16 protein-coding genes are annotated in these 21,433 nt (G+C 58.1%); 7 read left to right on the top strand and 9 right to left on the bottom strand.

Annotation, left to right across the window (positions count from 1 at the left end):
• The first annotated feature begins 131 nt into the window (after window positions 1-131).
• Window positions 132-2,978, top strand: a complete 2,847-nt coding sequence (locus tag H6F57_RS23225) for a GAF domain-containing protein (RefSeq protein ID WP_190631016.1) — start codon at window positions 132-134, stop codon at window positions 2,976-2,978.
• A gap of 280 nt (window positions 2,979-3,258) precedes the next feature.
• Here H6F57_RS23225 and H6F57_RS23220 read toward each other — a convergent pair whose 3' ends face one another.
• Window positions 3,259-4,812: an NAD(P)H-quinone oxidoreductase subunit N gene (locus H6F57_RS23220; RefSeq protein WP_190631007.1), complete on the bottom strand. Its 1,554-nt coding sequence runs from the start codon at window positions 4,810-4,812 to the stop codon at window positions 3,259-3,261.
• A 495-nt stretch (window positions 4,813-5,307) separates the two neighbouring features.
• Between H6F57_RS23220 and topA the strand changes: the two genes are divergently transcribed.
• Window positions 5,308-8,076: a type I DNA topoisomerase gene (topA, locus tag H6F57_RS23215; RefSeq protein ID WP_190631006.1), complete on the top strand. Its 2,769-nt coding sequence runs from the start codon at window positions 5,308-5,310 to the stop codon at window positions 8,074-8,076.
• A gap of 180 nt (window positions 8,077-8,256) precedes the next feature.
• Here topA and H6F57_RS23210 read toward each other — a convergent pair whose 3' ends face one another.
• The 4 genes from H6F57_RS23210 to H6F57_RS27725 all read right to left on the bottom strand — a co-directional run bounded on the left by H6F57_RS23210 (window position 8,257) and on the right by H6F57_RS27725 (window position 11,117).
• A complete protein-coding gene (locus tag H6F57_RS23210) occupies window positions 8,257-9,057 on the bottom strand; it encodes a hypothetical protein (RefSeq protein WP_190631005.1) in 801 nt (266 codons plus the stop codon).
• 390 nt (window positions 9,058-9,447) lie between these two features.
• Window positions 9,448-10,491 (bottom strand): HD domain-containing phosphohydrolase, encoded by a 1,044-nt coding sequence (locus H6F57_RS23205; protein ID WP_313933675.1) that lies wholly within the window; start codon window positions 10,489-10,491, stop codon window positions 9,448-9,450.
• A 75-nt stretch (window positions 10,492-10,566) separates the two neighbouring features.
• Window positions 10,567-10,803: a hypothetical protein gene (locus tag H6F57_RS27730; protein ID WP_199289975.1), complete on the bottom strand. Its 237-nt coding sequence runs from the start codon at window positions 10,801-10,803 to the stop codon at window positions 10,567-10,569.
• Window positions 10,800-11,117: a hypothetical protein gene (locus H6F57_RS27725; protein ID WP_199289974.1), complete on the bottom strand. Its 318-nt coding sequence runs from the start codon at window positions 11,115-11,117 to the stop codon at window positions 10,800-10,802. Before H6F57_RS27725 ends, H6F57_RS27730 begins: the two co-directional genes overlap by 4 nt.
• A 360-nt stretch (window positions 11,118-11,477) precedes the next feature.
• Between H6F57_RS27725 and H6F57_RS23195 the strand changes: the two genes are divergently transcribed.
• From H6F57_RS23195 to H6F57_RS23185, 3 genes are all read left to right on the top strand, one after another.
• A complete protein-coding gene (locus tag H6F57_RS23195; protein ID WP_190631004.1) occupies window positions 11,478-13,202 on the top strand; it encodes a diflavin flavoprotein in 1,725 nt (574 codons plus the stop codon).
• Window positions 13,203-13,422: 220 nt separating this feature from the next.
• Window positions 13,423-15,267: a precorrin-3B C(17)-methyltransferase gene (gene cobJ, locus H6F57_RS23190; RefSeq protein ID WP_190631003.1), complete on the top strand. Its 1,845-nt coding sequence runs from the start codon at window positions 13,423-13,425 to the stop codon at window positions 15,265-15,267.
• 125 nt (window positions 15,268-15,392) lie between these two features.
• Window positions 15,393-16,370, top strand: coding sequence for a hypothetical protein (locus H6F57_RS23185; RefSeq protein ID WP_190631002.1), 978 nt, complete (start codon window positions 15,393-15,395; stop codon window positions 16,368-16,370).
• On the opposite strand, the gene H6F57_RS23180 is transcribed toward H6F57_RS23185, so the two are convergent.
• Window positions 16,353-17,246 carry an alpha/beta hydrolase gene (locus H6F57_RS23180; RefSeq protein WP_190631000.1) on the bottom strand — a complete coding sequence of 298 codons (894 nt, stop codon included), beginning with the start codon at window positions 17,244-17,246 and terminating at the stop codon, window positions 16,353-16,355. The two genes, H6F57_RS23185 and H6F57_RS23180, sit on opposite strands and share 18 nt — an antisense overlap.
• Before the next feature lie 8 nt (window positions 17,247-17,254).
• Complete coding sequence (locus H6F57_RS23175) at window positions 17,255-17,809, bottom strand: DUF308 domain-containing protein (RefSeq protein ID WP_190630998.1); 555 nt, start codon at window positions 17,807-17,809, stop codon at window positions 17,255-17,257.
• Window positions 17,810-18,034: 225 nt separating this feature from the next.
• On the opposite strand from H6F57_RS23175, the gene H6F57_RS23170 reads away from it, so the two are divergent.
• On the top strand, window positions 18,035-18,859 hold the full coding sequence (locus tag H6F57_RS23170; RefSeq protein WP_190630996.1) for a sulfurtransferase: 825 nt from the start codon (window positions 18,035-18,037) through the stop codon (window positions 18,857-18,859).
• A gap of 29 nt (window positions 18,860-18,888) precedes the next feature.
• Here H6F57_RS23170 and H6F57_RS23165 read toward each other — a convergent pair whose 3' ends face one another.
• Window positions 18,889-19,704: a DUF475 domain-containing protein gene (locus H6F57_RS23165; protein ID WP_190630994.1), complete on the bottom strand. Its 816-nt coding sequence runs from the start codon at window positions 19,702-19,704 to the stop codon at window positions 18,889-18,891.
• Window positions 19,705-19,913: 209 nt separating this feature from the next.
• Here H6F57_RS23165 and H6F57_RS23160 point away from each other — a divergent pair, with 209 nt between their 5' ends.
• Window positions 19,914-20,669: a hypothetical protein gene (locus H6F57_RS23160; RefSeq protein ID WP_190630992.1), complete on the top strand. Its 756-nt coding sequence runs from the start codon at window positions 19,914-19,916 to the stop codon at window positions 20,667-20,669.
• Between the two features lie 35 nt (window positions 20,670-20,704).
• On the opposite strand, the gene clpP is transcribed toward H6F57_RS23160, so the two are convergent.
• On the bottom strand, window positions 20,705-21,310 hold the full coding sequence (gene clpP / locus H6F57_RS23155; protein WP_073608017.1) for an ATP-dependent Clp endopeptidase proteolytic subunit ClpP: 606 nt from the start codon (window positions 21,308-21,310) through the stop codon (window positions 20,705-20,707).
• Window positions 21,311-21,433: the final 123 nt, after the last annotated feature.

The raw sequence follows: 21,433 nt of genomic DNA, 5'->3' as shown, positions 1-21,433 counted from the left end.
CTAGCCAGTACCCTGGCCGAGGGGTAGCCCGGCGACTCGGTTAGCTCCCTTGGATATCTAGGGAGCGGCCTGGTGGGCCAGATATCTGTTTTTAACCCCCTTTCCTGCAACCGAGGAGATTGTTGACGCCCATGGCGCAATCCCAACCCCACGATTCTTCCTCTGACCGGCACGACCATCAAATTATGGCCCTGTCGCGCATTCTCAAGACGCTGCGGGGCAGCACCACCGCCGAAGAAGCGGTAACTCTGGCCCTCGACCATGTGCGCCAGGAGATGGATTTTGAAGTGGCTTGGGTCGGTCTGTACGATCGCATCAACCACCGCCTGGTCACCAAGGGATGTCACAGCTCTCGGCAGGTGCGATTGATTCGCACCATGATCAACCTCACCCCTGGGGATGTGATGGAGCAGGTGGTGGTGCAGCAGCGCCCCCTCATTGTGGCCGACCTGCAAAACGAAATTCGCGCTGGGGAATGGGGCACGATCGCCAAGCAGTTGGCCCTGCAAAGCGCCATTATCTTCCCCATCAAGCGTCAGGACGTGTGCTTTGGCCTGCTGGTGCTGGCGTCTTCTGAGTGGGGCAAGAGTGCCTCCCTAGGGGAGCGCTCCTATCTGGCCATTGTTATGGGGGAACTGGCCGAGGCGCTGCATCAGTTTGAGTCTGAGCAGCAGCGGCAGCAGACCAAGCGCCTTGAGCAACCGCTGCTGGCTTTGATTGGCCGCTTGGGCACTTCGCCCGATGTCGATAGCCAGCTCAAGGAGGTGGTGCGCGAAACCCAGCGGTTTGTTGCACCCCAGCGCACCCGCATCTTTTGGTTTGAGCCCAAGGGCAACTACTTTTGGCAGCGCACGCCGGGGTTAGCCAACCGCCCTGCGTCCATTGAGGAAGAGCGATCGCTGCACATTGCCGTCGATGAGGTGCGCGGTCTCTACCAGGCCCTCTGTAACCAGCAGCTCGTGGTGGTGGGCGAAAGCCAGGGTGCCCTCAAAAGCATCATCTCCGATCGTCTGATGCAGCAGCTCAAAGCCGAGTCGCTGATGATCGCCCCCATTAGCCGCCAGGGCGACGTGATGGGCTTTCTTTCGGTAGAGGGCACCACTCCCCGCATGTGGAAAGAGCCCGAAAAGCAGTTTCTCATTGGCGCGGCGCAATTGCTCACCGTGGCGCTACCCGCCGCCACCGCCCAAGAAACCGTACGCCAAACTGAGCTCGACCAGCACCTCACCACCGGCGTTATCCAAGGCATTCACAGCGATGTTGACTGGAACCGCACCCTACAGACCTGCTTTGAGGTGCTGCAAGACCGGCTGAGCATTCAGCAGTTTTTTGTGCTGCTGTTTAACCCCGATCGCAACGGCTACGATCTTTGCTTTCAGAGCCAGGGCAACCGGCCTCGGGGGGTGCCGATGCTGTGGCCCTGCCTCGACGATATCGACTGGCAAATGTTTGAGCGCAGCCCCTCGGCTATTAGCATTGACAACCTTTCCCACGATCTCAAGCTCATGGCCTGGCGACCTTCCCTACTAGAGCTAGGTGCCCAGGCGGTGCTGGTGGGCAACGTGGCCCCGGGCAACGCCCCCGAGGGCATGGTGATTATTTGCGATACCATTAGCCGCCAGTGGACCACGACTGAGCAGTCCCTGTTTGAGGCCGTAGCCCGACAAATTGGCGTGATTTTGCACCAGTGGCAGCTCCAGCGCCAGCTCGACCAGCAACAGCACATCTACGAATCAATTCAGTGGGGCTTGCAGGCGCTGCACAAAGGGCTGCACTCCGACCAGCTTGAGCAAACTACCCTCCAGCACGTCATGCAGCTGCTGCACGGGTCGGCAGTGCTGCTGCTCAGCTGGCAGCCCGGTAGCCCCACCGCTGCCGTCACTCAATTTGTCAGCCAAGATACCAGTGTCAGCGTTAAGAGTAACCATCCGATTTCGGTGGGGTCTGACGCTGTGATCAATTGGGCGCTGCAGACCGACGGCCTCCTGCCCCTAATAGCCAATGAGCTGCCTGCCGAGACATCCAACTGGTTTATTGCGCCGTTAGGCAGCCGCCTGCTCATTACCGCCTTGAGAACGGCTCCATCCCATGTGGTTACCGGCGTGGTAGTCGCCGTATCGCCTGCTCACCGACAGTGGGCTAACCACCACCTCACCATTTTTAAGCTGCTTACCAGCCAGCTGGCCTGGTCACGACGGCACCTGGCCATGACGGCAATGCTGACTCAACAGCGCCAGGATCTTGAAAATCTCAACTGGTACAAACACCATCGCCTGGAGGATCTCTACCGCGTGCTGGGGCAGACGACCCAAAATCTGGCTCAGCTTCAGGCCAAAGACACGGCGATCGCAGGTGAGCTTCAGCTACTCCACGATCAGCTTGCCGTCGTGATGGAAAACGCTGAAACCGTTTTACTAGGCGAACGCTGGCAGCTGTACCAGCAGCACCAGACCATGCCATTAATTAGTCTGCTCAACCGCCTGGTCGAGCGGGTCAACCCAATTTTAGAGACCCGTCAGCTCTGGTCTAAGGTACACAATGAGAGCAATGTCGTGCTGGGCGGCGACATGCTCAAGCTAGAGCTAATTCTCTACGAGGTGATGACGGCCGCCTGCAACCGCTCCCCCGTGGGGGGGCGTATTGACCTCTGGTGCCGGGTACTCAACCTCGACTGGGTCGAGCTATCGGTAACCGACGACGGCCAGTGCTCACCGCGCCTGCTCGAAGAACTCAGCCAGAGCCATCCTGCCGACGTGATGGCACCCTCAACTCTAGACGGCCCACCGGGGCTGCATTTAGCCATTTGCAAACTGCTGATTGCTCAGTTAGGGGGCGAGATTAGCTTTTCGATTCTTGAGGACGGTCGCACCCACAGTCGGCTGCTGCTGCCCCTCGCCGCCCATTCTGATCAACACAAACCCAAGCCGCAGCTCAGTTTAGTGACGCCCACAGAAGCTAGTTCCACGAGCCCAACCTGATGCCGATTCGGCAAAATTGGGTCGCAACGGATGCCCTTTAAAGCGATGTCCTCCCTTGTCCCTAGGGAGAAATAAACCAAGGCTTGATAGCCCCTTTTGATAAATGCTTGCGGCTTCCCAAAGGGAAAGGCGGAGGATTCAATTCACAACCGGTAGCAATCCTATCCAGGCTTGATTCAGGGGTCTAGACAAACCGATCGCAAAAAATGATTGAGGATCTAAAGCTAAGGGGGCAAGGATAGTGCATATCCTTGCCCCTTAAGCTCCATACCTTCAAAGCTTAGTTCTGCGCAGTGTCGGCGATCGGGTTCACCGCTACCTGCGCACCATGGCTCTGCAACAGGGGGGTTTGAATGACCGCGTTGTTGGCGATGGTGAACAAGGGGTTCGACAGAATGCCTGCTAGAGATGTGGCCACCACAGCCAAAATTAGACTCACTTGCATAGGACGCAGACCAGGCAAATCCCAGCGAATGGCAGGGTAATTCTTGACTACGTCTGACATTTCCTGAGGTTCTTTGACCACCATCATCTTGATGACGCGGATGTAGTAGTAGATGGAGATCACGCTGGTCACCAGACCAACCAGGACCAAACCGTAGGCTCCGGCCTGCCAACCAGCCCAGAAGATGTAGATTTTGCCAAAGAACCCGGCCATGGGCGGAATGCCCCCCAGGGAGAGGAGGCAAATGCTCAGGCCCAGGGTGAGCAGGGGATCCTTTTGGTATAAGCCAGCATACTCACTGATTTGGTCAGTGCCTGTGCGCAGCGAGAACAGAATCACGCAGGTGAAGCCGCCCAGGTTCATAAACAGGTAGACAAACAGGTAGTAGAGCATGCTGGCGTAGCCTGCGTCGGTGTCTACCACCAGACCAATCATCAAAAATCCGGCTTGGCCGATGGAGGAGTAGGCCAGCAGACGCTTCATACTGGTTTGAGCCAGGGCCACCACGTTGCCCAGCACCATGCTGAGAATCGCCAGGGCCGTGAAGACAAAGTGCCACTGCTCCGACACCAGCGGAAAGGCGCTAACCAGCAGCCGGATGGCCAAGGCGAAGCCAGCGGTCTTGGAGCCTACCGACAGAAAAGCCACCACGGGAGTTGGAGAGCCTTCGTACACGTCGGGAGTCCACTGGTGGAAGGGGACGGCAGCAATTTTGAAGGCAATACCGGCAATCACGAACACCAGAGCAACTACTAGGCCGATGGGGGCCTGGGTGCCATCGCCGACGATGTTAGTGGCGATCGCACTTAACCGAGTCTCGCCCCCAGACAATCCATACAGCAGAGATGAGCCGTAAAGAAAGATCGCTGAACTCGCTGCCCCAATCAGCAAATACTTAAGCGCCGCCTCGTTAGAGCGGGGATCGCGCTTCATGTAGCCGGTCAGCAAGTACGACGAAATACTGAGGGTCTCTAGGGAGACAAAAATCATCACCAGTTCGCTGGCTCCCGAGAGAAACATACCTCCCAGGGTAGCGGTGAGCAAAATCACCAGAAACTCAGCCAACGAGGTACCCGACTGCTCGACATAGCGAATCGCCATCGGCACCGTCACCACCGCCGACAGAGCAATAATGCCGCGGAACACAATGCTCAAATCGTCGGCTTCAAAGGCTCCCAAAAAGCCAACCGGGTTGACCATCGACCACTGCAGCACGAGGGCAGCGGTGGCCCCCAGCCCTCCGGCAATGGCTGCATAGGGGGTCCAGGAGGAAGAGGAGCGGCCCTGGATCAGATCGCCGACCAAAATCACCAATATCGTGACTACCAGAACGGCCTCTGGCCAGATAGTGCCAGCATTGAGCTGTGCCGCGAGGTTGACGAGATCCATGGGTTCTTTTTCCCGCAAGATTATTTTTTACCGTACCAGGTCAACCGTACGGTGACCAGGGGCTAAGACTCAATGATCATCCTCAGGTTGACGATCATTGCCCAGCGTCCAAATTCCGCTCGCATACGAGGGAATTGATGGCGTGCCCTGGGCCGATGGTAACGCGATCGCAGCCCTCCGACCAGAGAACTTTTCCTTTGCCCTACCCTGAGCTCCAGTTTGAGTAGGGCTGGACGATAGCTAACGGAATGATCTATTTATGTAGCTTATGGTTGATTCGCTCAACCCTAAGCCCTGCTGAAGGCTGCCAATGATTAAGTTTTCATGGCTAAAGACCCCAGCAGTTCGGTAGGTGTGCAGTACAGTGTTGATCATCTGGCCACCACACCTGCGCCGCAAACTATATAAATAGATTTGCTAAATCCGCTATAAAGCTGTAGGTTACCGAGCCCGCCCGCGATTGCCAACGATTACCACCGAAGCGCCAGCAGACCTATGTCAACCCTTGTCATTGTCGAGTCACCCACCAAGGCTAAAACGATTCGCAACTACCTGCCGTCGGGGTATCGGGTTGAGGCGTCTATGGGGCACGTACGCGACCTGCCGCGATCGGCCAGTGAGATTCCCGCCAACGTCAAGGGCGAAAAATGGGCTCAGCTTGGGGTAAATCCAGAGGATGACTTTGCGCCGCTGTACATCGTGCCCAGCGACAAGAAAAAGGTGGTCAAAACCCTCAAAGACGCCCTCAAACAGGCCGACGAACTGCTGCTAGCCACTGACGAAGACCGCGAGGGCGAAAGCATTAGCTGGCACCTACTCCAGGTGCTAAATCCCAAGGTGCCGACCCGGCGCATGGTGTTCCACGAAATTACTCAGGAGGCGATCCAGGCCTCCCTCAACAACTGCCGCGACATCGACAGCCAGCTGGTCCATGCTCAGGAAACTCGCCGCATTTTAGACCGCCTGGTAGGCTACACCCTCTCGCCCCTGCTGTGGAAAAAAATTGCTGGCGGCCTGTCCGCCGGCCGAGTGCAGTCGGTGGCCGTCAAAGTGGTGGTTAAGCGCGAGCAAGAGCGCCGCGCCTTCCGCCGAGGCTCCTACTGGGATCTCAAGGCCAGCCTGCTCAAGGATAAGAACGCTTTTGAGGCCAAGCTCTACTCCCTGGGCGGCACCCGCCTGGCTAACGGCAGCGACTTTGACGAGGCCACCGGTCGCGTAGCCGAAGGCCGCGATGTGGTGCTGCTCGACGAAACCCAGGCCCGCGAGCTGCAAACCCGCCTGCAAGCGGGTCTATGGACCGTCAGCAACCTGGAAGAGCGGCCCAACAACCGCAAGCCTGCCCCGCCGTTTACTACCTCTACCCTCCAGCAGGAGGCCAACCGCAAGCTCAGGCTCTCGGCCCGCGACACTATGCGAGTGGCTCAAAACCTCTACGAGCAGGGCTACATCACCTACATGCGTACCGACTCGGTGCATCTGTCGGAGCAGGCGATCGCCGCCGCCCGCGCCTGTGTCACCACCAAGTACGGCACCGACTACCTCAGCCCCAAACCCCGTCAGTACGCCACTAAATCGAAGGGTGCCCAGGAGGCTCACGAGGCCATTCGCCCCGCTGGCAGCACCTTTAGAACCCCTAAGGAAACTGGGTTAACTGGGCGCGAAGCCTCCCTCTACGACCTGATCTGGAAGCGCACCGTGGCTAGCCAGATGGCCGAGGCCCGTCAAACCAACATCACCGCCTCCATTGAGGTCGAAAACGCCATTTTCCGCGCCACCGGCAAGCGCATCGACTTTCCCGGTTTCTTTCGGGCCTATGTAGAAGGCTCTGATGACCCCGATGCGGCGATCGAAGACCAAGAGGTGCTGTTGCCGACCCTAGCTACGGGCGATGCCCTTAGCTGTACCGGCCTGGAGGCGATCGGCCACGAAACCCAGCCCCCCGCCCGCTACACCGAGGCCACCCTGGTCAAAACCCTGGAGAGCGAGGGTATTGGCCGCCCTAGCACCTACGCCACCGTGATCAGCACGATCATCGATCGCGGCTACGTCAACCTGGTCAACAACAGCCTGATCCCCACCTTCACGGCCTTTGCCGTGACCGAGCTGCTAGAGCAAAACTTCCCCGACCTGGTGGATGTGCACTTTACCGCCCGCATGGAACAGACCCTCGACGACATTTCCACAGGCGAAGTCGAATGGCTACCCTACCTCAAGGCGTTTTACTCCGGTGACCAGGGCCTAGAGACCCTGGTGCAGGAGCGTGAAACTCAGATCGACCCCACCGCTGCCCGCACGGTGCTGCTCGACGATCTCGATGCCAAAATCCGCATTGGTCGCTACGGCCCCTACGTCGAGATTGGCACTGGCGAGGAGTCGGTGAAGGCCTCCATTCCCGCCGATGTGCCCCCCGCTGACCTCGATAGCGAGCAGATTGAGCGCATCATTAAGCAAAAGGTCGAAGGCCCTGACAAAGTAGGCCTGCACCCCGATACTGGGGAACCGATCTTTCTGCGCATTGGCCCCTACGGCCCATACGTGCAGATGGGCGAGCCCACCGACGACAACCCCAACCCCAAGCGGGCCTCGCTGCCCAAGGGCACTCAGATCGAGGCCGTCACCCTGGAAATGGCGGTGGGGCTGCTGCAGCTTCCCCGTAACCTGGGTGCTCACCCAGAAACGGGCAAGTCCATCAAAGCCGGTCAGGGCCGCTTTGGCCCCTACATCGTCCACGATCAGGGCAAAGAGGGCCGCGACTACCGCTCCCTCAAGGGCGATGACGACGTGCTCACCGTTACCCTAGAGCGCGCTTTGGAACTACTGGCCCAGCCCAAGGCCGGGCGCGGCCGCAAGAAGGTCGATCCGCTCAAAGAACTGGGCGCGCACCCCGACGACAATGAGCAGGTGGCGGTGTTTAACGGCCCCTATGGCCTCTACGTTAAGCACGGCAAGGTCAATGCCTCGGTGCCCGAGGGCGTCGAAGTCGATGCCGTCACCCTAGAACAGGCCCTCAGCTGGATCAACGCCAAAGCATCGACCAAAAAAGGCAAGGGCGGTAAGGGCAAAACAACCACCTCGCGCACCACCAAGACAGCGGCAGCCAGCAAAGCCAGCGGAGCTAAGAAAACGACAAAAGCCACCACCGCAAAGACATCTACGGGCACAAAAAAGACCGCAACCTCAAAAACTGCAAAGACTACAACCCGGAAATCGACTACCAAGTCTGCGGCTAAAAAAGCAGACCCTTCCCCTGAGTCCGACGCTTAGTTGGGGCAATTAGATGACCTAAGCGAAACTGGCGAAAATGAGTTCATTTTCGCCAGTTTCGCTTAGGTTGACGTCAATCCCGACTATGGCAAACGTCAAGTGCAATCCTTGTCAGGCTGAAGATCTGATCAAAATTCTCCGTGCCGTCTCCGATCGCACCCTCAGCCATCGTTGCTAGCGTTAGTAAACCACTCCCCGGTAGCGGCGCACAGCACTACCGTCGGCTAGTTTCTCATCGGTGGGCAAGGGCTTGGGTAGCGCGCTCGACTTAACTGCTGGCGGGGCAGTAAACGACTCTTTAGCAGCCTTACGAGCCAGCCCATTGCCCAAGGCGTGGAGCCCAGAAGTGACCCAGTCAACATCGTTTAGCGGATCGGGGGTCACAGGCTGCCTCGCTGGGGTGGTGGGCACCTCTGGAGACGGCTTAGCACTAGCCAGGGTCAGCCCAGCACCTTTACCTTGAGGGAGCTCTGGACGGCTGGCAGGGGTTCTGGTGGCCTGGGTGGAACCCAACTGTCGACGAATATTGAGCAGCACCGTGAGTAATGCCTTCTCGTTGAGAAAAGGGTAGTCAAGGGTGGTCAAGATACGTTTGACATTGTCGGTGGCACCACTCATCAGGGTGTCGCGGTCAAACCCGCAGAGAAAGTCAGTTGCTCCCTGCTGCTTGGCCCAGCGCCGCTCAGTATCAGTGATGTGTAACTGCCGACAGCGGGTCAGAAAAATCTGCATGGTGGGGAAGGTAGCCCGGCACCAGCGACAAAACTCGTAGGGGTTAAGCTCCGCCGCTTCGGCGTCTAGCACAATGACATCGGGCAGGGTCAGCCCAGCACTGGCAATCTGGCTAATGCAGTCGGCTAGGTCGCCCTTGGCAGGTTCTAGAATGACGGCCAGCTTTTGGGACTTGAGCAGCGCCTGCCAAATGAGCCCCTGCAAGCGGTTGGATTGAACAATAAAGGCTAGCTTCTGCGATGCTTCCACGGTGTGTAAAATCCCCTAAATGTGCGTCTAAATTAATTTGTAAAGGCTTGCTTATGTTTGTCTCGGTTTGAGCCAGACACCAAGTATGAGGCTTAGAAAAGACCTATTTTGGCCGCCTCAGGCAGCATCTAGCTGGGGGCAAGCTAGCTAAAGCTCGATTTCAAAATCGGTTTTTTGGAGTTCTAAAGTCAGCACCCTGGCGATTCGCGAAGCGATTCCTATCGGAATTGCAGCCCAAATAAAGTTTAGGTGACGTATCAGGAATATTAAATAAATGTAGGGGCGGCTGGTGTCTTAAAAAAGACAAAGGCGCTACACAATCAAAAGATTTGTGGAAAACGAGGCTCAACAGACCATAGTTTTTAGTAAACAGCCCTCACCTAGTGCAAGTTAAGCGTAACGCTGCTTAGCGGGCTGGAGCCGCTCGCTCTGTCGAGCGGCAGTGTTTACGCCCAAAACGGCATCGGGTTGATAGGCGCAAATAAAGGCTTCAAACTGGTCAACTAGCGCTGGGTCGCGCCAGCCCCGCTCTACTTCCTGGCGTATGATCTGGAGCGATTCTTCCTGGGAGAAGGCGGGTTTGTAGGGGCGATCGTGGGTGAGCGCATCAAAAATGTCGATCAGCTGAAAAATCTGAGCTAGACGCGGAATAGCCGCCCCGGCTAGGCCATCGGGATAGCCGCTGCCGTTCCAGCGCTCGTGGTGGTGACGAATGATCGGCAGTACCCCCTGCATAGTGCGTAGGGGGCAGCAGATGGTCTCGCCGATAGCGACATGCTGCTCCATGATGGTGCGCTCGGCCACGGTGAGAGGGCCAGTTTTGAGCAGCACGGCATCAGGGATGCCCACCTTGCCAATGTCGTGCAGGTAGCCCGCCCAGGCAAGATCGCGAATGTGGTTTGGGCAAAGCTCCAGGTATTCGCCAAAGGCACGCCCAAGGTTAACCAAGCGATCGCAGTGATCCCCCGTGTTTGGGTCGCGGCTCTCGATGGTGCGGGCAATGGAGAACAGCACCTTTTCGGCATGGTCAAGATCTTCGTTGAGGCGCTTTTGGTGAATCAGCGACTTGACTCGGGCCGAAAGTTCGAGCTGGTCGAAGGGCTTGGTTAGAAAATCGTCGCCCCCCGCCTCAATGCCTTGCAGCCGGGCCTCGCGATCGCCCAGAGCCGTGACAAACACCACCGGAATCAGCCGCGTGTTGTCGTTCTCTTTGAGCTGGCGGCACACCTCAAACCCATCGAGGCCGGGCATCATCACATCCAACAAGATCAAGTCAGGCTGGTGCTGCAAGACTCGGCTCAGGGCGCTCTGCCCGCAGCTTGCCTGCTCTACCTGGTAGCCATCGATGGTCAGCAGCGCTACAGCAGCCATGCGGCTGCCGGCGTGGTCGTCGACCACAAGCACACGGGGTGGCAGAGGGTTTCGGTAGGGCACAGCAATAACCTTAAAATGGCGATAACCGATCAGTGGAGCGAACCTACTACAGCCTATCGAAGGAACGGCTTTTTTTCATGCGAGGACAGCCACCGCTTGCGCCAGCGCAACGTGGGTGCTGGGTCTGACGCAGCCTGCTCCTGAGTACCAGCGCTGCCGCATGGCCTCAGCGCTGGTACTCAGGGTAAGGTCGTGGTAGGGGACTGCGGCACGAGTCAGCAAATGCTCTTGCTCTCGCTGCGACAGCGGCATTAAGCCCTCGGGGTCTACCTTAGCCAGAGTACCCAGCCAGCGTCGGTCAACAGCAGTCACCGGCCCAACTGAGAGCCTGGCCAGCTGAGAGGCCACCGCGCCGCAGCGATCGAGTTCCAGAGCGAACACCCGCACCTGGCAGCCAGAGTTACCTGGGTAACGGCGGCTAGAGCAGCGGCGGTGTTGTAGCCCAGCCCGCAACAGACATCTAGCACGGTCAGGGTTGGGGCTAGAGTGGTGTCTACGTCGGTAATTTTGGCCTCGGCGTAGGCCCCGTCGCGTTTGTAGAACCACTTGCCAAAATCTTCTAAAAACAGCGTCATCAACCCATCGGCGGTGGGTTCAAGAACTAAGGTTTCAATGGGAAGTGACATGGGCTGTTCGCAGGAAATATGGAGAAATGACAGGGTTAACAGGCTTTCAACCAGACTTGGGGCAGTTGAGAGCCTGTTCTGCAAACGCCATTTCGACTTGAAAGCGCCCCAGTTTGGTAGCCAGGCTGGACACCAGGGCGACTAGGGGTGAATAGCTTATTGGCTTACATTCTAGGGTACTTAAAATTAGCCCTCCCCCCATTGCCAATGGTTACCGATCGCAATTAAAGCGATAAGGGATTTTGACCCCAAGCTTCGCGGTTTTAAGCGAGAATACCTATAGTTAAGAAACGTTTTGGTTGTTAAACCCGTGGATTGCACTCCGGGTTGACAGCACCTAAATTTTGCAGGAGGTTCTCCATGGTTGTAGCGGCACCAGCGCAAAAGCGTCTCACGGTTCAGGTCGAAGGGGTGGCTGACGACACCACCACCATTCGCTCCCTAGACTGGGATCGCGATCGCTTCGACATCGAGTTTGGCCTGCAAAACGGCACCACCTACAACTCCTTCATTGTTCGCGGCGAGAAAGTCGCCCTGGTCGATACCTCCCACGCCAAGTTTCGGGAGCTATATCTCAAGACCCTAACCGGCGAAATCGACCCCAAAACTATCGATTACCTGCTCATCAGCCACACCGAGCCCGACCACAGCGGCCTAGTGCGCGACGTGCTAGAGCTGGCTCCCCAGGCAGTGGTGGTGGGGGCAAAGGTGGCGATCGCCTTCCTCGAAGACCTAGTGCACCGCCCCTTTGAGCGCCTGATTGTGAAAAACGGCGACACCCTGGAGCTGGGCAACGGCCACACCCTGGAGTTTGTTAGCGCTCCCAACCTGCACTGGCCCGACACCATCTTTACCTACGACCACAAAACCGGCGTGCTGTTTACCTGCGACGCCTTCGGCATGCACTTTTGCAGTGATGCCCCCTACGACGAAAATTTAGAGCTGGTTTCCCCCGATTTTCGCTTTTACTACGAGTGCCTGATGGCCCCTAACGCGCGATCGGTGCTCGGTGCGATGAAGCGCATGGAAGCCCTACCCCCGGTCAGAATGGTGGCCACGGGGCACGGTCCTCTATTGCGCTATAACGTGGCGGAGCTGACCGGCCGCTACCAGCGCTGGAGCCAGGAGAAGACCAAGGCCGAAGACCTGGTGGCGGTATTTTACGTGTCGGATTACGGGTATAGCGATCGCCTCTCCCAATCTATTGCTCGCGGCATTACCAAAACCGGCGTCGCCGTCGAAATGATGGACATGCGCTCCGCCGATCCTCAAGAGGTGACCGAGCTGGTAGCTCGGGCCAAGGGATTAGTCGTCGGCATGCCCCCCGCCTCTGGGGTCGGGGCTAGAGAAACCCAGACTACCCTGGGCACCATTCTGGCGGCGGTGCACGGCAAGCAAACTATCGGGCTCTATGAGTCCTACGGCGGCGACGATGAGCCGATCGACCCCTTGGCCAACAAGTTTCAAGACCTAGAGCTGATTCAGTCTTTCGTACCCATTCGCATCAAAGACAACCCCACTGAGGGCACCTATCAGTCGTGCGAAGAGGCCGGTACTGACCTGGGTCAGGGCCTCGCCCAGGCGGGCAAGCTGAAGAAGCTCAAATCCCTCGATGTTGACCTCGAGAAAGCGCTGGGCCGCATCAGCAGCGGGTTGTATATCATCACCGCTAAAAAGGGTCAGGTTTCTAGCGCCATGCTAGCTTCTTGGGTTGCCCAGGCCAGCTTTCAGCCCATGGGCTTTACAGTGGCCGTGGCGAAAGACCGCGCCATTGAGTCACTGATGCAGGTGGGCGACACTTTTGTGCTCAACATTCTTGAAGAGGGCAAGCACCTGGGCCTGATGAAGCACTTTCTCAAGCGGTTTGCCCCCGGTGCCGATCGCTTTGCTGGAGTGCGCACCCGCCCCGCCAACAACGGCTCGCCTTTGCTGGCCGATGCCCTAGCCTACGTGGAATGCGAAGTCACCAGCCGCATGGAGGTGAGCGACCACTGGATTGTCTATTGCACGGTGCACGACGGCAAGGTGTCTGACCCCGATGGCCAGACCGCCATCCACCACCGCAAGGTTGGCAACTACTACTAAGTCGCGATCGGTAGGGTGCACTGCCTAGAACAGGCAGGATGCCTATCCTACCAAGACTGAGGAATTGTTTAAGGTCTTGTGGGATAGCCGTCTCGGCTGGTCTACCCCTGGCGGTCTACCGTTATGGGCAGAGCAAAGCTACAGACAACTCGACCTTGCCGCGCCTTGGGACAATGATGTCTTCTAAGATGAAGTACTCCAGGTTCTTTGAGGTCTATTGTTGCTGTCCTTTGCTGCGATCGCTGTCACCCCCGCCGGACTCAAATCTTTGCTGCCCCTGGTCACAGGTCTTCCCGCTGCACTATGGTTGCCTCGCAGCCTAGCCGCCGAAGCGGAGTCTTTAGCGATCCAAGCTCAGGTTTACGAAGGTTCCCTACCCGAGACCATTGCCCAACTCTGGTCTACCCAGGACGGGCTCATCTTTGCCCTGGCGACCGGGGCGGTGGTAAGACTCATTGCCCCCTTGCTGACCGACAAAACCACCGATCCCGCAGTGGTGGTGGTGGCTGAAACGGGTAATCAGGTGATCAGTCTTTGCGGCGGACACCAGGGCGGCGCAGATGCTCTGACCCATCGGATCGCCCTGCTGCTGGGGGCAGAGCCCGTGATTACTGGCTCTGCTTCGACCCACGGGCTGCCGGGGGTAGATGTGCTGGGAGTGCCCTTTGCCTGGAGCAAGGGTAGCGGCGACTGGACGGGGGTAAGTGCCGCCCTAGCTCACGGCAAGCCTATCGAGGTGTTTCAGGATTGCGGCACCACCCTCTGGCAAGACCATTTGCCGCCGACTCATCCATTTGTCTTTGAGCCGGTTCGCACCCCCAATGCTCGCTTGTGGATCAGCCCAATTCACCGGCAGTTTGCCCCCGACAGCGATTTTCCTAAAGCCCAGTGGCACCCAAGAGTGCTGTGGGTGGGCATCGGCTGCGAACGAGATACGCCCCAAGCGGTGATTGAGGCGGCGATCGCGCGGGTCTGCCGGGCTGGGCACTTTGCCGAAGGAGCGATCGCCGGTATCGCCAGCCTCGACCTCAAGGCCGACGAAGTGGGGTTAGTGGCGCTCTGTGCAGAACGTCAGTGGCCCCTGCGCTGCTTTACCGCCGAGGAACTGAAGGCAATCCCCGTGCCCAACCCGTCCACGGTTGTGGAACAGGCAGTACAAACCCCCAGCGTGGCCGAGGCTGCTGCTATTCTCGCCGCGACGGGGGCAGCGGCAGGCCAGCTGCGAGTCGCCAAGCAGGTGGTGCGGGTGGAGGGGCAGCCCGGAGCAGTGACCGTGGCGATCGCCCAATCCGAGCGCGAATACATTCCCCATGCTGGGCATCTGGCCCTGGTAGGTACCGGCCCCGGCGATCTGAACCAGATCACGCCAGCGGCTAAGGGAGCGATCGCTCGCGCCAACGTCGTCATCGGTTACGGCCTCTATATTGACCAAATTCGCCCCCTCTATCGCCCTGGTCAAATTGTCGAACCCTGGCCCATTACCCAAGAGCGCCAGCGGGCCGATCGCGCCATTGATCTGGCTCGCTGGGGCCTGAGCGTAGCCGTGGTGTCCTCCGGTGACTGCGGCATCTACGGCATGGCCGGGCTAGTGCTAGAGCAGCTCCAGGTCACCGGCTGGGATGGCGAAACTCCTTCAGTGGAGGTTTTCCCCGGCATTTCAGCCCTTCAATCTGCCGCGGCTCGGGTAGGAGCGCCGCTGATGCATGACTTCTGCGCCATTAGCCTCAGCGATCTGCTCACCCCCTGGCAGGTAATTGTGAAGCGGCTAGAGGCAGCGGCTCAGGCCGACTTTGTGGTGGCGCTCTACAATCCCAAATCAAAAACCCGCACCGAGCAGATCGCGGCGGCTCACCGCATCTTCATGGCCTTCAGATCACCCGATACTCCGGTGGCGGTGGTGAAGTCGGTCTATCGCCCCGACGAGATGATTCACCGCACGACGCTGGCCAACTTGCTAGAGGCCCCCATCGACATGCTGACGGTGGTGCTGATCGGCAACCAGAGCACCCAGCGCCACGGCCCCTGGCTGATTACGCCCCGTGGCTACAACGGCAATCTAGAGTAGGCCATTTAGCACATAATAGAATACCCGCAGAGGTGAGGCGGCTCAGACCAGTCTGCGATTAGGATTGAGGAGGGTGCCTAGGCAAGAGTCGATAGTCCCTTCACTCCCATCAAGGATGGTTGACGATGCCGCCTGAGGATCTGACCTCTGCTCCCCGTAACCCCAAGGTGACCGCAACGCTGATTAGCGGTCTCAGCGCCTACGGGCGACTCTATGGGTTACCCAATTCTCCCGAACAGGTGCAGGGCCTGCTCAGCACTCTGTTACGGCTATATCTGCCCGAAGAACCCGCCGCTCTGATCGACGCCGTGGCTCAACAGGTGCTCGATGGTCTCACCGCTGACGACCTCAAAAATGCCATTGTCGATCGCGCTACCAGTGCCCTAGCCAAGGAAACCCACCGCTGGCAGCAGCATCTAGCGCAACAGGCGCAGGGTATTCTCGCGGCCTATATGCAGCGCTATACGCCCCATCTCACCCCAGAAGATTTTAGGACAATAGTTACCGCTGTCATGCCGCTGCTGAGCCGGGCGATCGCTGACCATCGGCCCCTCACCCGTTCAGAAGCCCTGGGCTTAATCAGTCAGATTGTGCAATCCTTTGATGTCAATGGTGCGATCGCCGCCGCCATCGACCCTGCTTACCTTGCGATCGCCGAAACTCTAGCCACTGCTCTAGCACAGCGACCGATGGCCGAAGCGGTAGGTGAGACTGTTACCGCTTACGTCAAAAGTTATGCCCCTAACCTGATCAATATCGGGGCTAATCTGATTGCTGCGGCTCTGAGCGCGGTGCTTAAGAATCAGGTCGATTTCAACATTGACACCCAGCTCAGCGTCATCGATGAAAAACTTCTAATTGAGCAGGTCAGTTTTCAGCTGAATATTTTGCAGCAGTCGCCGCCGCCCTCGAAGGCTGCCTGGGCGATCGCCGACCAAGTCAACACCGCCGTTGAGCAGTACCGGCAAGCTCGCAAACGCGAGGGTAGCGTCGATGTCACCGCCGGCCTGGTCAGTGAGGATGGCCTCTCCATCTCCAGTCCGCTGACCTCCACCCGCCAACTGGGCGATCGGCCACCCACCGGCTCACCAGCCCTGGGATAGTTTGGCGTCTGCCCGCAGCGCCCCTAGGCTGTGCCACAGCTCTCCGCTGTGTAGCCAGCCCACATAGCCTGAATACAGGCAGTCATCCTCGGCAGAGGCCAAAAACACGTGGTGAATGCCAAGGGGGCTGAGCCACAGGCGAATACTGGTGCCGTCGGCGAAGGTGTGCCAGAGGGTGGCGCGGGCAAAATCGCGCAAATGGGCATCGGTCATACCGGGTATCTGACGCAGCTGCGCCACTAGGGGATGGGGTATGAGCAGCGCACTCAGGCTGTCGCCCTTCCAAAACTGTTGAATCTGCGCCACCACGCGTGGGTGACAGCGCAGGGCCGCGTGGCTGATGCCCCCGAGGCAGACAAACTGCCCGTTGGGCACCCGTGTGCTCTCAATGGTGATGGTGCCATCGCTACCCCGATCCACATCGCCCGCGATCGATAGGGTGGGGATAGCGGCAGCGAGCCGGGCGGCTAGGGGGCGGCGATCGCGACCCAGGTCAGCAGCAATACCAATTCCCATCTTCAGCGGATCAAGCATGCGGCCCAGGTCGGCCCCACCTACCGGGGAGCCAACCAGTGTCAAAAATTCTATTCTGGGCCACCAGTCGGGATGGTGGTTGAGCACCTCCAGCCAAATCAAGCCCCCCATCGAGTGACCCACAATCCGTACTGGTAGATTGGGCTGGCGCGCCAGCGTCGCCGTGGCCAGGGCATCGACCTCATCCACCAGCGGGGAAATCCGCAGCCAGGTCATAGCGTAGTTGAGGCAGGGGGCGACAATTTGCGCGCGATCGCCCGCTAGCTGCTCGGCCAAACTCATCATCGACTGGTTGGTATCGGCCCAGCCGTGCTGAGCAAAGAGGATGTAGTCTCCGGGCATGGATGGTCCTAGGCAACTTCCTTACGGGCGGTCATCGCTGCCCCAAGCAGCGAAGCTCCGCTAAACAATAGGCTAGTACCCACATAAAAGCCAATCAGCCAGAGCGAGCCAAACGGCCAGCGATTGATGACCAAAATCCCTAAAATCAGCGTGACAATGCCATTGATGGCCACAAACCACGACATGGTGCGCCCAGCTCTATAGGTAAACGCCATGATGATGGTAAAAATGCCTTCGACTATAAACAGCAGACCGAAAGCCAGTGTCAGCCCCGCCGTCGCTTTCGCTAAATTAAACAGGATGTAGAGCCCTGCCACGATATAGAGCAGGCCCACCCCTAAGCTCAACCCCAGTGCCCTGACCGCTCGTGCCTGAAATGCCTGTAAAACCTGCAAAATTCCGCTGATTACGGCCACCCAGCCCAGGGCAGAGGTAAAAACAGCCGAGGCGATCGCCGGCATTAAAATTGCCAAAATACCTAAAATGATCAGACCTACGCTGAGGGCCATAACCCAGCCCGTCGCTGTTTTAATCTCAGTAATCGGTTGAGGTTCTACAGTCATGACAGCGCCTCATTGAATAGGATCTGCTGGTTAACAAGGTTGACCGTTCTCTATGTTGAACACCCGTTTTGAACACCGACATTCTGCACCGCCACATTTCGCACCGGCAGTTCCCAAGACGACTAGTGTTGCCAGTTCAGCAACCTTATACCCTACTTCTACGGTGCGCCGCTATCCCCCGCTAGACCAGACTTTCACCCCCATGCCATGCCATTCGTCTAACCTATGACCTACCCTCGCAACTTGGTGACCGCCGCTTGGCTAGCCCAGCACCTAGATGACCCCAAAGTTGTGGTCGCTGACTGCCGCTTTGCCCTAGCTGATCCCTCCCAAGGGGCACAGCAATATACTGCTGGCCACATTCCTGGGGCTTGGTACTTAGACCTCAACCAAGATTTATCTAGCCCAGTGCAGCGCCACGGGGGCCGCCACCCACTGCCCGATCGCGACACTTTCAGCCAGCGACTCACGGCGCTGGGGATAGCGTCTGACGGCCCAGAGCCCACCCTGGTTGTCGCCTATGACGACAGCCGCTTTGCCTTTGCCTCGCGCCTCTGGTGGCTGCTGCGCTACCTGGGCCACGACAATGTAGCCGTGCTCGACGGTGGATGGTCAGGCTGGGGGCAGGGCGGCCATCCCACCAGTACCGAGATCCCTGCACCTCGAACGGGCAACTTTGTGCCCGCGCCGCGCCAGGATTGGATTGTCGATATAGAGGCGGTGCGCGATCGCCAGAAAGGTACCGTGCTGATCGATTCGCGATCGCCCGATCGCTATCGGGGCGAGGTCGAACCCATTGACCCAGTGGCGGGCAGCATCCCCGGTGCGGTGAACTACTTTTGGCAAGATGTTTCTGCCGAGAACGGCCAGATGAAACCCGCCGATGAGCTAGGCCAACACTGGGCCGATTTGAACGATGCCGAGGAGGTGATCGTTTACTGCGGCTCAGGGGTAACGGCCTGCGTGAACCTGCTGGCTCAAACCGTTGCAGGTCAGCCCATGGCTAAGCTCTACCCCGGGGGTTGGAGCGACTGGTGCTCCCATCTCTAGCAACGTGGTGCTGCTGAAGACAGGGCTTCTCAGTCTTGCTGGAGGGGGATTGCTGGAGTGGCATCTTCCTGATTGGAGGAAGTTTCCCCAGAGTTCCTGCCCTGGGCTTCTAATTCAGCAACAGTGGGCACTTTGCCATTGCTTAAATGAGCTGATTCAACACTGGCACTCTCTTCGATGCGCTTCGAAAAGCCCCAGGCAAACACGAGGGCAATCACCAACACCATCGTCCACTCTGGGGGCACTAGAGTGGGGTCAATTACCCGCACCAGCAGGCGAATGCCCACAAAACCCACGGTGATAAAGCCGGCATCTTCTAAATGCTCAAACTCTTCTAGCCAGCGGATAAACAGCCCTGCCATAAACCGCAGGGTAATAATGCCGATGGTGCCGCCCAGCAAAATCACCAGCACATCTTTAGACAGCGCTAGGGCAGTGGTGACGCTATCTAGCGAAAAGGCCAGGTCTGTGAAGGCAATTACCGGAATCGCTTGCAAAACGGTGGCGAACCTGGGACCGTGGTGCTGGGCCTCTGCGTCGGTTTCAGCGGTGAAGTGCTTATACACCAGCCACAGCAGGTAGGCAGCCCCCATTACCTCAAACTGCCAAAACTGAAGCACCCAGCCCGCCGTCAAAATTAGCCCGACTCGCAACACAAAGGCGATCAGCAGCCCAAAGTTGAGCGCCCGGCGCTGCATGGCTTCGCTCTCTAGACCTTGGGCGATCGCCGCTAGGGCGATCGCATTGTCGGCCGACAGCACCGCCTCTAGGGCAATTAGCACCGGCAGCAGCAATAGGGTATCGACCCCAAAGTTATTAGAGATATCGAGTAATCGGTCTAGCATTAGCTCAGTTCAGCCGCCTAGAGTAGCAATCAAAATAGTTCAGGGTAAAAGCACCGGCTTGTCAGCCTGCCTGACCCACGGTCGCGCGCCATTGTAGGGAACTCCCTCGCTGCCCTCAAGCAGGCCAGCGTCACAATGGCTTCAGTCTAACGTGCCCTACTTCCTTAGAATAGTACGGTTACCATCCACCCGTAGGGGAGACCGCCCGAGTGCTAAGTTCGCTTCTGAAGCAATTTCGCCAACAGTATCCCCAGGGCAGCCTGACGTCAGATTTGCTCACCCTCCACGACGGACTGTACGTGGTGCGGGTCTGTGTCGGCGTAGACAACCGGATTTTGGCGAGCGGGCTGGGGGCAAACACCACCCTAGAGGTGGCCGAAGATATAGCCACCACCCGCGCCCTAGAGCGCCTGAGCTTGGCGGTTGAACTGCCTAGCCTTCCCTTCCCCATCGAAGTCGATAGGGTTGAGGCTCCTGAACCAGCGATCGCCAAGCCCAGTCCGGGCTTAGCCAACCTGGAGGCGATCGCCCCTTCAGACCGGCCCAACGATAAGCCCCTTCCCACAACTCATCCGGAACTCGCCCCCCCGCCGCTAAGCCTAGTCCCCCCCGCTTTAGATCAGGGAAACATCCTAGAGCAACCGACTGCTGAGCTGCCCCTAACGGCCGTAGCCGCTCCAACTCCGCCCCTACAAGTCGCACCATTTCAGGCAGATCTGCCCGCTACCATCGAGGCCCCGACTGACGAGTTTGTAGATTTGGGCGCAGAACCGGCAGCGGTCGATTTATCGGACATCATTGCCCAAACCGATGTAGAACTCCAGCGGTTGGGCTGGGGCGTCGCCCAGGGGCGCGAGTTTTTGAAGAAGACCTACGGCAAGTTGTCGCGCCACGACCTTACCGACGACGAGCTGCTGGAGTTCTTGTTGTTCTTAGAAACTCAATCTCCCCACGGCAGCGCCTAACCCCCAAGTCATCAAACTTTGGGGGTTAGAGCAATTTACATAGCTGTCAGTGGACGGGAACCGACGGAGGTGCGATCGATCACCTGGTCGATGAGACCGTACTCTACCGCTTCTTGAGGGCTCATAAAGAAGTCGCGCTCGGTGTCTTGGGCAATCTTATCGATTGACTGGCCGGTGTTTTTGGCGATCGCATCGTTCAGCTGCTTCTTCAGATAGAGAATTTCCTTCGCCTGAATCTCGATGTCGGTAGCCTGGCCCTGGGCACCACCCAAAGGCTGGTGAATCATAATGCGGGAGTTGGGCAGACTCATGCGCTTGCCCTTCTCGCCTGCGGTGAGCAAAAACGCCCCCATGCTGGCTGCTAGCCCCACGCAGATGGTGCAGATCTGGGGCCGAATGTGATTCATCGTGTCGTAGATGCCCAGGCCCGCCGACACTGACCCACCGGGGGAATTGATGTAGAGATAGATGTCTTTGTCGGGGTCTTCGGCTTCGAGAAACAGCATCTGGGCCACAATCAGGTTGGCCGAATCAGCGGTGACCTCTTGGCCAAGGAAGATAATACGCTCCCGCAAAAGTCGGGAATAAATGTCAAACGCGCGCTCGCCACGCCCGGATTGCTCAATAACGGTTGGGATCATCGTGATAAGCCACACTTTGTACGGGTTTATTTGATTTTAGCGAGTTGTGTTCCCTAGGGGGGCGGCAGATTGGAGGGATAGCCGAATCAGGGTTTGTTATCCTGACAACCATATCCCTTTCCA

The organism is Leptolyngbya sp. FACHB-60 (assembly GCF_014695775.1).
Taxonomy (GTDB): Bacteria; Cyanobacteriota; Cyanobacteriia; order Phormidesmidales; family Phormidesmidaceae; genus Nodosilinea.
The sequence above is the reverse complement of the archived record's forward strand: the minus strand, read 5'-3'. Positions and strand labels throughout refer to the sequence as shown.

Coding starts and splice junctions, on each gene's coding strand:
- H6F57_RS23220 (WP_190631007.1), bottom strand. CDS start 4,812: ATGGATCTCGTCAACCTCGCGGCACAGCTCAATGCTGGCACTATCTGG.
- H6F57_RS27725 (WP_199289974.1), bottom strand. CDS start 11,117: ATGTCACTTCCCATTGAAACCTTAGTTCTTGAACCCACCGCCGATGGG.
- H6F57_RS23165 (WP_190630994.1), bottom strand. CDS start 19,704: ATGCTAGACCGATTACTCGATATCTCTAATAACTTTGGGGTCGATACC.
- H6F57_RS23180 (WP_190631000.1), bottom strand. CDS start 17,246: ATGCCCGGAGACTACATCCTCTTTGCTCAGCACGGCTGGGCCGATACC.
- H6F57_RS23225 (WP_190631016.1), top strand. CDS start 132: ATGGCGCAATCCCAACCCCACGATTCTTCCTCTGACCGGCACGACCAT.
- H6F57_RS23185 (WP_190631002.1), top strand. CDS start 15,393: ATGCCGCCTGAGGATCTGACCTCTGCTCCCCGTAACCCCAAGGTGACC.
- clpP (WP_073608017.1), bottom strand. CDS start 21,310: ATGATCCCAACCGTTATTGAGCAATCCGGGCGTGGCGAGCGCGCGTTT.
- H6F57_RS23195 (WP_190631004.1), top strand. CDS start 11,478: ATGGTTGTAGCGGCACCAGCGCAAAAGCGTCTCACGGTTCAGGTCGAA.
- H6F57_RS23175 (WP_190630998.1), bottom strand. CDS start 17,809: ATGACTGTAGAACCTCAACCGATTACTGAGATTAAAACAGCGACGGGC.
- topA (WP_190631006.1), top strand. CDS start 5,308: ATGTCAACCCTTGTCATTGTCGAGTCACCCACCAAGGCTAAAACGATT.
- H6F57_RS23170 (WP_190630996.1), top strand. CDS start 18,035: ATGACCTACCCTCGCAACTTGGTGACCGCCGCTTGGCTAGCCCAGCAC.